Below are 12,937 nucleotides of genomic sequence, written 5' to 3'. Positions count from 1 at the left end.
GAAAGCGTGCGTCGATGATTCCAGAAACGCGCTGCGCTTTGCATCCGTGGAATCCGCAGGAATTTGCGGGAACTACGTAGTTCCCGCAAAGCGTTGAAGTGTCAGTGTTTCAGGGCGTTGGCGAGCGAGCCGACCTCGGCGGCAGACTCGGCCAGGATGGTGGAGAGCGTCTGTTCGTCGACGAGCAGTTCGATCTCTGTAGTCATCCCGCGGCGGCTCATGCCGGTGAGCGCGTCAAGCGGCGACTCGACCGGCGCGACCTCGTCGGCGAGCAGGACGGTGTCGCCGAGCGATCGAGGCGGCAGGGCAAGGAAGCCGGTCCAGACGGTTGTGAGCGCATCGGCGAGGCTTTCGGGAACGTCGAGGGCGCGGAGGATCGCGCCGCCGACGCGGGCTTCTCCGTCCTCGTGCCAGGGTTCGAGATCGTTGTTGAACAAGCCGGGATGGCGCGCGGCCTGCCCGATAAGGTAAAAGCCGCCGATCTCGTGGAGGATACCGGCGAGAAAGGCGGCCTCCGGGTTTTGCCGGGTAATCTGCCGGGCGATGACGCGGGAGAGCGCCGCCACGTGCGCGGTGTGTTCCCAGAGACGCGCAGAGAACGCGGCCTGCTCCGCCGAGAGTGAGTCTCCGGCGAGCTGACGCACGATGATCGACGCCGTCAGGCTGCGCAGCGTCGAAAATCCGAGTCGGGCGATGGCGGTCTTGAGTTCGGTGATCGCCCGTCCGCCGGGGTTGTAGGCCGCCGAGTTGGCAAGGGCCAACGTGCGTGCCGCCAGCAGCGGGTCGGCGGAAATCAGCGTGCCCAGCGCTTCGATCGCACAGTCAGGGTCGTCGAGCAGTTTCTGCACGCGCAGCGCGACGGCGGCGTGGGTGGAAAAAACGAGCTCGCCCGCGGCGGCCTGGGCGGCAATGTCGTCAAGAACGGTCTGCACATTCATCACAGTCGCCCCTTGTCATAGTTGATGATCGCCTCGGAAATCCGGTTGAGCGGCAGAACGTGGTCGACGCCGCCGATGCGGATGGCTTCCATCGGCATGCCGAAGACGACGCAGCTGGCTTCGTCCTGGGCAATAGTGGTCGCGCCGGCGTCGTGCATTTCCTTCATCGCCCGTGCACCGTCGGCCCCCATGCCGGTCATGATGATGCCCAGCGCATCGGCGCCGGCGGCGCGGGCCACGGAGCGAAACAGGACATCGACGGACGGCTTGTGGCGGTTCACCGGCTCGCCATCGCGAACCTCGACCGCATAGCCGCTGCCGGTGCGCGTCAGTGACATGTGGTGGCCGCCGGGAGCGACCAGCGCAAGACCCGGCCGGACGTGGTCGCCGTGCCGCGCCTCGCGCACCTCGATCCGGCACAGGCCGTCGAGACGCTCGGCGAACATGGCGGTGAACACGGCGGGCATGTGCTGGACGATGACGATGCCGGGTGTTTCTTCCGGCAGGCGGGTGAGGATGGTTTCCAGTGCCACTGTGCCGCCGGTGGAGGTGCCGATGGCGACGATTCGCCCGTTTTGCCGTGTCGCCCTGGGCGCAGTGTGAAGGTGCGACGAAAGAGTCATGGCGCAGGAACTCCGGTGATGGCGCCTTCGCCGTCGGGGAAGGCGAGCCAGACGTCGCCATTCCAGAGATCGAAATGCAGCTTGCGCCGTCCGTTGCCGCCGATGTGGCGGGCGACGACGGCGATGTGCCGCGAGGCGAGCAGCCTCATCCCGAAGTCGATGTTGCGTGCGCCGACGTCCATTTTTCCGCCGGCCGCCTGGTTGAACATGTTGGCGCCGCCGAACAGCTTGGCCTGGTATTCCGATGGGCGGGTGTGTTCGCGCTCGACGTGGCGCAGGAAGAACTCGAAGGCTTCGCTGGCGTAGCGCCCGTCGAGCGGCGCGTCGGCTGGACGCTCGCGCCCGGTGAGCATGTAGTGGCACATGCCGCCGATGCGCTTGCGCGGATGCCACAAGGTGATCGATACGCAGGAACCGAGCAGCGTGGAGATGCGCGTCGGACCGCCGCCGAAGTGGAACTCGCCCGCCTGGAGCGTGACGACCGTGACATTGCCGGCTGGCGGGCGCGGGTGCGTCATGGCTTGCGGTAGATCGTCGGGCGCACGGTGATCAGCCGGTCGGAGATGCCGTTGAGGGTTTCCGAATGGCCGATGATCAGATGGCCGCCGGGCCTGAGGCGCGGGAGCAGGTTGTGCACGACCCGCGCCTTGGTCGGCGGATCGAAGTAGATCATCACGTTGCGCAGGAAGACGACGTCGAATTCGCCGATGGCCGTGTCGACCGGCTGCATCAGGTTGAGCTGGAAAAAGCGGGTGCGCTGGCGCAGTTCCGGCGCGATCAGGAAGGTGCCGGCCTGCGAACGCACGCCCTTCAGGCAATACTTGCGCATGTAATCGGGTGGGATGCCCTCGGTGCGCGCCAGTCCGTAATGCCCGGTGACGGCGCGCGCCAGCACGCGGGTGCAGATGTCCGAGCCGACGATCTCCCAGGGCGCGTCGCCGAGCGTGTCGGCCAGCAGCATGGCGATCGAGTAGGCCTCTTCGCCGCTCGAACTGGCGGCGCTCCACACGCGCAAGGGGGGGGCGTTGTTGCGGCGGGGGACGATCTCGTTGCGCAGGAAGTCGAAATGCGTCGGCTCGCGGAAGAAGTAGGTCTCGTTGGTCGTCAGCAGATCGACCATGACCTGAACCTCGTCGGGGTGGTCGCCGGTGGCGAGCATCCGGTAGTAGCTGGCGAAGCTCGGCAGCTGATAATGGCGCAGCCGTTTGCCGAGCCGGCCGATGAGCAGATCCTTCTTCGTGTCGTTCAGGCTGATGCCGGCGAGCTTGTAGATCAGCCGCTGGAAGAGGGCGAATTCCTGGTCGGTGATGCGGGCGTCGCTCATCAGAACAGCTCGATCTTCTTGTCGGACGCCTGCGGCGTGCGACGCAGCGTTTCGGCGTAGGCGCGCTCCTCGCGGGCGATGACCTCGGCGGTGGCCATGTTGGTGACCATGCGCTTGCAGAAGGCTTCGCCGTTGGTCGGCAGGAAGATGATCTTGCGCGACCACGGGCCGAGAAAATCGGAGGAAACCAGCGGGATGCTCTCGCGCTGCAGCCACTCCTTGGCGAAACCGGCGTTGCGCAGGCCGATGCTCAGCGAGCCTTCGCCGGCGTCGATGATCGTGCCGCCGCCGAAGGCCTTGGCCTGCAGCCTGACCTTCCTGGCGCCCTTGCCGAGCAGGGCATTGAGCAGCGCCTCCATGGCGAAGTCGCCGGAGAGCAGCGAGTCGACGTCGCCGTTCCGGCTCCGCCCCATGTCCGGCAGCATGAAGTGATTCATGCCGCCGATCTTCAACAGCGGATCGAAGAGGCAGACGGCGACGCAGGAGCCCAGCAAGGTCGCCAGCGGTTGCCGGGTATCGACGGCCCAGGCGCCCGGCTGAATGTTTCGCGCCAGTCGTTCAAGTTCTCGTGGAGGAAGGCCGGCATGCTCCAAAGCGTATCCTCGGGGAGGTCAGCAACTGCGCAACTGTTCGAGGCGGTCGTTCAGGCGCTGCAGGGTGTCCTGCGTGTGCAAGCCGCGGTTGAGCAGTTCGGCCATGCGCGCCATGAAGTCGCTGACCATGTTCTGCAGGAAGCGCTCCTGGTTGTCGGTCAGCCCCAGTTTATAGAACGAGTTCAGCAGAGTGTCCTGCAGTGCGTTGATCAGTTGGGTACTGTCGGCGGCGTTTCGCTGATGCGCATCGCGGAGCTCACGAAGGGTGCTGCCAACGCTGGTTAGTGCGGACTGGACGCCTTGTTCGTCCTGAATGGCTTTGAGACGCGAATCGACGCCCTGCGCGGCGACAGAGAGGTGGTCGCGGAGTCGGCCACAGTAGTCCGGGTCTTCTAGTGGCAGGTTGTTGATCATCAGTGTGACGCGCTCGAAGTTGTGCACGCTCCGCCGGCTGAATTCGAAGATCCTCCCCTGCTTGCGCACGTGTTCGATGATCGCGACTTCCAGCGGCAGATCGATGCCGGCGGCGCTGACGGTCAGCACCTCGTCGCCGGCGCGCGTCTGCACGACGCCATCGAGCCGGTAGCGGCGCATCAATTCGAGCAGTTCGTTGGCGATTTCGCGCTGGCTGTCCATGGCGATCAGCTTGCTCATGAACTGCAGCAGAATGCCGGTTTCGTCCATGCTGGCCATGACCAGCGAAGAGAGTTGTTCCGCCTCGCGCACCTGTTCGGCAAGCGAACGCTGGCTGAAGACCATGTTCTGCGCCACCTTCAGCTTGCGCAGCAGTTCCTCAGGCTCGAACGGCTTGACGATGAAATCCTCCCCGCCGGCGTCGTAGCCGCGGACGCGTTCCTCGATCGTGTCGTGCGCGGAGACGAAGATCACCGGTGTCTGGCGATGTTCCGGCGTTGTCTTGATTTTCCGGCAGAGGGTGAAGCCATCCATGCCCGGCAGGCTGACGTCGAGAAAGAACAGGTCGGGCCGGGTCGAATCCATCGCTTCCCAGCACGCTTCGGCGCAGTCGAAGGTGCGGATATGGCAATCCGGTTCGAGGATGGTGGTGATGATCTCGAGAACAAGCGGGTCATCGTCGACGACGAATACCTTGAAAGACTCGCTCATGATGGTTTTTGCTCCCTGTTCGATGGTGATTCGGCGTGGTCGATTGTCAGCTGGCAGTGAGCGCCAGCGCGCTGGTGATTTCCTGGCACATTTCGGCGGTCGTGCGTTCGAGCTCTTCCAGCCAGAGACCGATCGGCTCGTGGTTGCGCAAGCTCATTTCAAGCGACAGGGCGATCGAATGAAGTTCCGACATGCCGAGCATGCCGACGCGTCCCTTCAGCGAATGAACGAGGCCGATGGCCGTCTCTTTCGTTCCGTGCGCAATCGCGTCGCGGATTTGTGTCGTTGCCGCCGGGCCGTGCGTGGTGAATTCGGCCAGCCAGTGCTGGTAACGGTTTGCATCGCCGGCGAAACGCGCCAAGGCCTCGGTGGTGTGGAGTCCGCGAATCGCCAGCAATGGATTCCCCGGTTCTGTTGCTCCCTCATGTTGTACGCCCATCCATATTTCCTTCTTCTTTTGTTGGTCATGTGGTGTCGGCTGTCGCCCGAAAATGATGTGCCGCCGACTCGAACGACGGCATGTTCCCAAAGCCGGCCTTTCTTGTGCATCCGTAATTTGTGCAACGAATTGCGGGAAATACGGAGCTTTATCCGACTGCATGCGAACGGTGGCCGACGGCCACAAACAAAAAGGGCCTGCCGATCGGCAAGCCCTTTTCGCTGACAGGAGATACGGATTACTTCTTCTTCTTGCCTTTGGGGGCAGCGACGGCAGCCTTGAAAGAGGCGCCTGCGGAGAACTTGGGAACGGTGGTTGCCGGGATCTTGATCTTTTCGCCCGTCTTCGGGTTCTTGCCTTCGCGGGCGGCGCGCGCTGCGGCCTTGAAGGAGCCGAAACCGACGAGGCTGATTGCGTCACCTTTGGCGACAGCCTGAACGATGGTTTCGAGGACGGCGTCAAGCGCCTTGCCGGATGCAACTTTGGACAACTCGGTTTTCTCAGCGATTGCGTCGATCAATTCAGACTTGTTCATGGTATCTCCTGTTGTTGATTGTCGAGAGTCGTGGTGGAAACTCCGCAGCGATTCTTGCACTTCGCTGGCTTGAATGGAAGAGGGGGAAGCCTTGAAATCGCCACGAATCGGCAAAAAATGTTGTTTTTTCCTCGTGGTTGCTTCGTTTCGGTCAATTCCCCTTGCGCAGCAAGGGTTGCAGGAAGCGTCCGGTGTGGCTGGTTGCGCTTTTGGCTATGACTTTTGGCGTGCCGGTGACCAGGATCTCGCCGCCGCCATCACCGCCTTCGGGGCCGAGGTCGACGATCCAGTCGGCTGTTTTGATGACATCTAGGTTGTGCTCGATGACGACGACGGTGTTGCCGTGATCGGCCAGACGGTGCAGCACCTTGAGCAGCATCTCGATGTCCTGGAAGTGCAGCCCGGTGGTCGGCTCGTCCAGAATGTACAGCGTCCGGCCGGTGTCGCGCTTCGATAGCTCCAGCGCCAGCTTCACCCGCTGTGCCTCGCCGCCCGAAAGCGTCGTCGCCGATTGGCCGAGGGTAATGTAGGAGAGGCCGACGTCGACCAGCGTCTGCAGTTTCCTGGCGACGACCGGCACGGCGTCGAAGAATTCGCGCGCCTGCTCGACGGTCATCTGCAGGATGTCGCGGATGTTCTTGCCCTTGTACTGGATCTCCAGCGTTTCGCGGTTGTAGCGCTGGCCGTGGCAGACGTCGCAGGCGACGTAGATGTCGGGCAGGAAGTGCATCTCGACCTTTATTACCCCGTCGCCCTGGCAGGCTTCACAGCGTCCGCCCTTGACGTTGAACGAGAAGCGGCCGGGGCCGTAGCCGCGTTCGCGCGCGGCCGGAACGCCGGCGAACAGTTCGCGGATCGGCGTCAGCAGGCCGGTGTAGGTGGCCGGGTTGGATCGTGGCGTGCGGCCGATCGGCGACTGGTCAACGTTGATCACCTTGTCGAACTGCTCGAGGCCGACGATTTCGTCGTGCTCGGCGGGTTCGGCGGTGGATCCATACAGGTGTTTCGCGGCAGCAGCGTAAAGCGTGTCGTTGATCAGCGTCGACTTGCCCGAGCCGGAGACGCCGGTGATGCAGGTGAGCAGGCCAAGCGGCAACTCAAGGGTGACGTTTTTCAGGTTGTTGCCGCGCGCGCCGATGATCTTCAGGAGCCGCCCGGGGTCGGCCTGCCGCGGCTTGCCCGGTGCTTCGATGCGGCGGCGGCCGGCGAGGTAGTCGCCGGTCATCGAGTCCGCGTTGGCCATCACCTGTTCGGGCGTGCCTTCGGCGACGATGGCACCGCCGTGAATGCCCGCACCGGGGCCGATGTCGACGACGTAGTCGGCGCTGCGGATGGCGTCTTCGTCGTGCTCGACGACGATCACCGTGTTGCCGATGTTGCGCAGGTTCTGCAGGGCTTCGAGCAGGCGGTGGTTGTCGCGCTGATGCAGGCCGATCGAGGGTTCGTCGAGAACGTACATGACGCCGGTCAGGCCCGAGCCGATCTGCGAAGCCAGGCGGATGCGCTGCGCCTCGCCGCCCGAGAGCGTTTCCGCCGAGCGGTCGAGCGACAGGTAGTCGAGGCCGACGTTGATCAGGAACTGCAGGCGGCTGGTGATTTCCTTGAGCACTTTCTCGGCGACCTGCGCCTTGTTGCCGGCGAGCTTCAGGTCGAGGAAGTAGTCGCGCGCCTGCTTCAACGGCATCCGGCTGATCTGGTGCAGCGTCAGCGCCTCCGGGCCGGCGCCGATGCGCACGTGGCGCGCTTCCTCGCGCAGGCGGGCGCCGTCGCAGGTCGGGCAGGTCTTGTTGCTGATCAGCTTGGACAGTTCCTCGCGCACCGCCTGCGAATCGGTTTCCTTGTAGCGGCGCTCGAAGTTCGGGACGATGCCCTCGAAGGTGTGGCTGCGATCGAAGCGCGTGCCTTTCTCATTGAGGTAGCGGAAGCGGATGACCTCCCGGCCGGAGCCGTACAGCACGATCTGGCGGATGTTCTCCGGCAACTGCTCGAACGGTGTGTCGACGTCGAAGCCGTAGTGATCAGCGAGCGAGGTCAGCAGCTGGAAATAGAACTGGTTGCGCTTGTCCCAGCCGCGGATCGCGCCGGCGGCCAGCGACAGGTCGGGGCGGGTAACGATGCGCTTCGGGTCGAAAAACTGGATCACGCCGAGGCCGTCGCACTTCGGACAGGCGCCCATCGGGTTGTTGAACGAGAAGAGGCGCGGTTCGAGTTCCTGCAGCGAATACGAGCATACCGGGCAGGCGAACTTGGCGGAGAACAGGTGCTCCTTGCAGGAATCCATCTCCAGCGCGATGGCGCGGCCGTCGGCATGGCGCAGCGCAGTCTCGAACGACTCGGCGAGGCGCTGCCGGATGTCGTCGCGAACCTTGAGGCGGTCTACGACGACGTCGATGGTGTGCTTCTGCGTCTTGGCCAGCTTGGGCAGGGCGTCGATCTCGTAGATCGTGCCGTCTACCCGCAGGCGGGCGAAGCCCTGCGCGCGCAGTTCGCCGAAGAGGTCGAGCTGTTCGCCCTTGCGGTTGGCGACGACCGGCGCGAGGATCATCAGCTTGGTCTCGGCGGGCAGCGCGAGGACATGGTCGACCATCTGCGAGACGGTCTGCGCGTCGAGCGGCTGCTGGTGCTCAGGGCAATACGGCGTTCCGGCGCGGGCGAAGAGCAGGCGCAGATAGTCGTGGATCTCGGTGACCGTGCCGACCGTCGAGCGCGGGTTGTGGCTGGTCGCCTTCTGTTCGATCGAGATGGCGGGGGACAAGCCCTCGATCAGGTCGACGTCCGGCTTGTCCATCATCTGCAGGAACTGGCGGGCGTAGGCCGAGAGCGACTCGACATAGCGTCGCTGGCCCTCGGCGTAGAGCGTGTCGAACGCCAGCGACGATTTGCCGGAACCAGACAGGCCGGTGATGACGATCATCCGGTTGCGCGGCAGGTCGAGGCTGATGTTCTTCAGGTTGTGCGTGCGCGCGCCGCGGATGCGGATTTCCTTTAATTCTTCCATGGGGAGGGCGGAGGGTCGGAGAGTCGGAGAAGCCGAAAAAGCAAACCTGCTAATATACGCGGGAAATTTCGCCAATACGACCGCCTGAACTCCTTCATTGTTCCAGGGTCTTTTCCCCCGTCTGCGGTTGAGTCCATTCCGATGCTTTCTCCCACCCACGAATCGATGAGTCCCGACGAGCGTTATTCGGGGCTGATCCTCTCCTTCGTTTTTTCCCTGCGCATGCTCGGGCTGTTCCTGATCCTGCCGGTGTTCGCCGTTCATGCGCTCCACTTGCCGTCGGGGGATAACGTCATGCTGGTCGGCATGGCGCTGGGGGCCTACGGGCTGACCCAGGCGCTGTTCCAGATCGCCTACGGTGTGGCCTCGGACCGGTTCGGGCGCAAGCCGGTGATCTTTTTCGGCCTGTTCCTTTTCGCCATTGGCAGCTTCACGGCGGCGCTGTCGACGGACATTTACGGCATCATCATCGGCCGCGCCCTGCAGGGCGCGGGCGCGGTGTCGGCGGCGGTGACGGCGCTGGCCGCCGATCTGACGCGACCGCAGCACCTGACCAAGGTAATGGCGATGATCGGCTCGTCGATCGGCCTGACGTTTGCGCTGTCGATGGTGGTGGCACCGTTGCTCTATGAAGGGGTCGGCATGGCCGGGATCTTCTCGCTGACCGGTTCGCTGTCGCTGTTCGGCATCTACATCGTCAAGAAGCTGGTCCCGGATGCGCCGTTGATACCGCGTCAGCCGGGCGGTGCGAATTTCTCCGAGGTCTTGCGTGACAGAGCGTTGCTGCGCCTGAATTTCGGTGTTTTCAGCCTGCATTTCGCGCAAACGGCGATGTGGGTCGTATTGCCGTCGATGCTGGTCGGGGCGGGAGGGCTGCCGGTCGGCGAGCACTGGAAAGCGTATCTGCCGGCGGTGCTGCTGTCGTTCGTCGTCCTGGTGCCGGCAATCATCGCCGCGGAAAAGCATGGCCGGATGAAGTTCGTGTTCAATGCCGCCGTCGTCCTGCTGCTGGTGGTTCAAGCCGGGTTCGCGGGGCTGAGCGGCACCATCTCCGGGTTGTTCCTCTGGCTGACACTGTTTTTCGTCGCCTTCAATATCCTTGAGGCGGTGCAGCCGTCGCTGATCTCGCGCGTGGCACCGGCGCACGCCAAGGGGGCCGCGCTGGGAATCTACAACACCACCCAGTCGCTCGGACTCTTTCTCGGCGGCGTGGCCGGCGGCTGGCTGGCCCGGACGGGCGGAGCAACCGCCGTCTGGAGTGTCTGCGGCGCGATTCTGCTGGTCTGGCTGGCGCTCGGCCTGACGATGCCGTTCCCGGTGCGCGGGCGTCAGCAGTAACGCCAATCTCTTTTATAATCGCCGCTTTTCGAACACGATCCTTCAGGGAGTTTTCATGGCATTTACGCTCACGTTTTCCTATGTAAATATCCATCATGGCCGTATAAACAGGGGAATTTAGCCATATTTGCTGATACATTGTCTTTGTGATTGACAATAAGTTGGCTGCCATAAGCGACTTATTGACATATACCCGAACGATTTGGCCTCGCGATTTTGCCAGGTTGAATCGTCCGGGCGGTAAGCATAGCGCCTGTAGCCGATTCGGCACTCCAACGCGCCGATCCCCAGCCAAAGCTGAACGAGGATGACGAGCAGGAATTGAAGTCGCTCTACCGAAAGGCGTGCAGCCTTTCCCATCCGGACAAAGTGCCGGATGAGAAAAAGGAAGCGGCCCACGCTATTATGCCAAAGTGCAAAATTCCCTTGCGCCGGACAAGGTCGAGCTCTTGGCTCATGCTTCGCCATGGCACTTTTTGTACTTTTTCCCTGAGCCGCAGGGGCACGGATCGTTACGGCCGACCTTGTTGGGTTTAATCGGTTTGGCAGGTGGTGAAGGCGGTACGAATTGCGTGACATTGTCCTGGTACTGCTGCATGGCAGACGTTCCGAAGAAGTTAAACTCCTTGTTTAGCTCTTCGTAGTAGGCCTTCGTTTCCTCGGGCCATGTCTCACACGGCATCAATATAAAATCCTCGGCGACTGTGCTACCTGAAAACTTTGGAGCGTCAATGCCGATGCCAATGATCTTGACCAAGTGCGGGAACTTGTTCTTCGCTGCGCCACACGCGATTTCAAGAAGTGTCTGCCGCTTTTCGCGGTAGTCCGGTTCCGATCGGAACGCGTCGGGAGCACGTAGTTGCAGGAGAACATAGCCAACATTGGGCTCGAACGATGGAAGGAATGTCACCTGTCGGACGAACTGCCCGTTGTCGGGAAAGCGCTCGACCGCTGACAGCATTTTCTCGGCTAGGCCTCGGCGCATGAAGCGCGGTTCCTTAACCATCTCATAGATTGCGCTTTCGCCGCGAGCAATGTCGGAATTGCCACCAAGCGTGCCGTCTACACTGTTCTGGCACGTCCTCTGGATCAGCTTGTCCCAGAAATAGGAAATTCGGTCTTCGTTTTTCGTGTTCTTGTAGAGATCGGTCTCCACGAAGTCGTGCCACTCGCCCTCGCCGATCATGACGCCGTTGATCTTGTCTTTCAGCTTCGGGCCAATCACATGGCGCTGCGTCGCTGCGTCGTAGTTCAGTAGGTAGTGTCCGAGGAGGTCCTCCTCGCCGCAATAGCTCAAATAGTCGAAGGCGCTGGCAGCCCGTACTTTCTCGTCAAGATATGCCTTGAAGTCATTGACCGTGTCCAGCTCTCGCAGCACGATCGGCATGTTGTGGCCGTCGAGTATGTGGACCACGTTACGTCTGTCGATTTCGACGTGGAACGGATGGGTCGGCCCTCCATCTGTCTCCGTATAGGTGATCGCAAGGCTACCGTAAACATTTTGTTGCGATGCACGCTCGCACGCCTCCTTCGCCCCATGTGCCACGATGATTTTGTGAATGACCGCTTTGTCTCGGTCAAAGGGAATCGGGAACGGTTTCTCGCACTTAGCGTCGAGAAAAATCAGTCTGCCGCTACGTATGTAGCGCTCTGCCCCATGCGCAGTCCTGACCTGACGGTCGATAACGTTGCGCTTCCATCGATCCCACAGTATCTGCGGGTCCTTGTCGGAAACCTCTGACAGCGCACGTTCGCGGTCGAAGAAAATGAACAAGGTGTGGTTGAACACCGCGAGCAGGTCGCAAAGCTCGTGCCCATCGTCCTTGTAAGGGTTTGGATAACTCCAAAGCTTTAGGAACGACCGCTCGCAGAACTCTGCTAGTAGCCGCTCGGTTGCAGTGACCCCACTTCCATTTTTGTTCATGAGAGCTAACCATCCGGCGATATTTACTGCAAGCTTACTGTAGCCTACGCGACGGCCTGGAGCGTCGTGTGGACATGTTCAAACTGCCAACTCGCGATTCCTTCACAGCCTATCGCAAGGTAGTTACTTGGTACGGGAATGTTGGGATGCATCATCGGGAACATCCGTTCTATCGCAGCCGCTCTCAATGCTTCTCGTAGCCCATCCCACCATGATATGCGTATAGCATTGTTTTCGCAGCACGAAAATGTTAAACGTAGCAGTGCATCCTCGATTTTCCCGCCACGTGCTGCATTTCGCGCTAGTGATTGCATGAATGGAATACAGGTCCGATTGCTTGAGACGTGCCACCCAAATGAAAATACCCATCCTTCATCAATTGGTGCAGTGAAGAACGTAATCAAATCTAGTGGCTTCTCATAACTCCCAAGTTCTTGGAGTTGATTACCTTCGAAGTCATAGTCTGGATACAGCAGGCCTGATAACAGGACTGGGCACAGCGATTTGGATGTGAAATATGTGAACTCGAATTGAGCAAAATCGCTACTGGAAAGAGCTGCGTCGAATATCGACTTGTGGTGTTTTACCCCAGCGAAGCCAATACTATGGCCAACTTGCGTGGCGGCCAAGAATCCTCGACTTGGTTCATCGAGTTCCGGGTGATCCTTCATGTTGGTGAGGACTTCGACTGCGTTCTCTTTGACGAAATACTCACGACAAATACATCGATATGCGTAGAGAGCAATTTGCTCTCTTGAGGGCCCAAGCGGGAAGTTGTCAATTGGTTCAAATAGCTCATTGTCGTGGTGTTTGCAGAAGCCAACAAAGGTTGACGCCCGGTTTACTCCAGTTTTCTTAAGTCCAGGAATACCTTTGTTTTTTTGAAGAATGGACAAGTCTGCGCTCGGTCTATAAACATGCCCTTCCTCTGCGATGAGGCTCAACTGCCCTCCCTTCTGAATCGAGTGAGCTGAAACGATCTCATTGCAGCGATCACCATTTGAGTAGTGGAGGCAACGCCCGCGCTGGCTTTGTCGCTTAAGCTCGCGTTGATAGTCGTCGAGGAAGGTCATGGCTTCACCTTTAGATTCATAGCTGAC

The 12,937-nt window shown here is 61.0% G+C and carries 11 protein-coding genes and 1 pseudogene; 1 reads left to right on the top strand and 11 read right to left on the bottom strand.

The features are described 5' to 3' along the window. Positions 1 to 101: 101 nt before the first annotated feature. From BO74_RS02605 to uvrA, 9 genes are all read right to left on the bottom strand, one after another. The gene (locus BO74_RS02605; RefSeq protein WP_496439794.1) at positions 102 to 938 is read right to left on the bottom strand and encodes an HDOD domain-containing protein; all 837 of its coding nucleotides are present in this window, start codon (positions 936 to 938) and stop codon (positions 102 to 104) included. Then, positions 938 to 1,561 carry a chemotaxis protein CheB gene (locus BO74_RS02600; protein ID WP_496439793.1) on the bottom strand — a complete coding sequence of 208 codons (624 nt, stop codon included), beginning with the start codon at positions 1,559 to 1,561 and terminating at the stop codon, positions 938 to 940. Before BO74_RS02600 ends, BO74_RS02605 begins: the two co-directional genes overlap by 1 nt. Then, positions 1,558 to 2,079 carry a chemotaxis protein CheD gene (locus BO74_RS02595; RefSeq protein ID WP_496439791.1) on the bottom strand — a complete coding sequence of 174 codons (522 nt, stop codon included), beginning with the start codon at positions 2,077 to 2,079 and terminating at the stop codon, positions 1,558 to 1,560. The genes BO74_RS02600 and BO74_RS02595 overlap by 4 nt, the downstream gene beginning before the upstream one ends. Next, positions 2,076 to 2,885 (bottom strand): CheR family methyltransferase, encoded by an 810-nt coding sequence (locus BO74_RS02590; RefSeq protein WP_496439790.1) that lies wholly within the window; start codon positions 2,883 to 2,885, stop codon positions 2,076 to 2,078. Before BO74_RS02590 ends, BO74_RS02595 begins: the two co-directional genes overlap by 4 nt. Further along, positions 2,885 to 3,478, bottom strand: coding sequence for a chemotaxis protein CheD (locus tag BO74_RS02585; RefSeq protein ID WP_496439789.1), 594 nt, complete (start codon positions 3,476 to 3,478; stop codon positions 2,885 to 2,887). The genes BO74_RS02590 and BO74_RS02585 overlap by 1 nt, the downstream gene beginning before the upstream one ends. Before the next feature lie 18 nt (positions 3,479 to 3,496). Next, positions 3,497 to 4,603: a response regulator gene (locus tag BO74_RS02580; RefSeq protein ID WP_496439787.1), complete on the bottom strand. Its 1,107-nt coding sequence runs from the start codon at positions 4,601 to 4,603 to the stop codon at positions 3,497 to 3,499. Between the two features lie 46 nt (positions 4,604 to 4,649). After that, the gene (locus tag BO74_RS02575) at positions 4,650 to 5,042 is read right to left on the bottom strand and encodes an Hpt domain-containing protein (protein ID WP_496439785.1); all 393 of its coding nucleotides are present in this window, start codon (positions 5,040 to 5,042) and stop codon (positions 4,650 to 4,652) included. 238 nt (positions 5,043 to 5,280) lie between these two features. Then, positions 5,281 to 5,637: an HU family DNA-binding protein gene (locus BO74_RS02570; protein ID WP_496439993.1), complete on the bottom strand. Its 357-nt coding sequence runs from the start codon at positions 5,635 to 5,637 to the stop codon at positions 5,281 to 5,283. A 91-nt stretch (positions 5,638 to 5,728) separates the two neighbouring features. Further along, a complete protein-coding gene (gene uvrA / locus BO74_RS02565) occupies positions 5,729 to 8,575 on the bottom strand; it encodes an excinuclease ABC subunit UvrA (RefSeq protein ID WP_496439783.1) in 2,847 nt (948 codons plus the stop codon). A 141-nt stretch (positions 8,576 to 8,716) separates the two neighbouring features. Between uvrA and BO74_RS02560 the strand changes: the two genes are divergently transcribed. After that, entirely contained in the window at positions 8,717 to 9,913 is a 1,197-nt protein-coding gene (locus BO74_RS02560) for an MFS transporter (protein WP_496439782.1), read from the top strand. Positions 9,914 to 10,367: 454 nt separating this feature from the next. Here the strand turns inward: BO74_RS02560 and BO74_RS02555 are convergent. Both BO74_RS02555 and BO74_RS02550 read right to left on the bottom strand, forming a co-directional pair. Continuing rightward, positions 10,368 to 10,439, bottom strand: a pseudogene (locus BO74_RS02555) (SEC-C metal-binding domain-containing protein); the annotation flags it as partial. Positions 10,440 to 11,881: 1,442 nt separating this feature from the next. Then, positions 11,882 to 12,910: a hypothetical protein gene (locus tag BO74_RS02550; protein ID WP_496439781.1), complete on the bottom strand. Its 1,029-nt coding sequence runs from the start codon at positions 12,908 to 12,910 to the stop codon at positions 11,882 to 11,884. Between the last annotated feature and the right edge of the window lie 27 nt (positions 12,911 to 12,937).

Source organism: Propionivibrio pelophilus DSM 12018 (assembly GCF_059569095.1).
The sequence above is the reverse complement of the archived record's forward strand: the minus strand, read 5'-3'. Positions and strand labels throughout refer to the sequence as shown.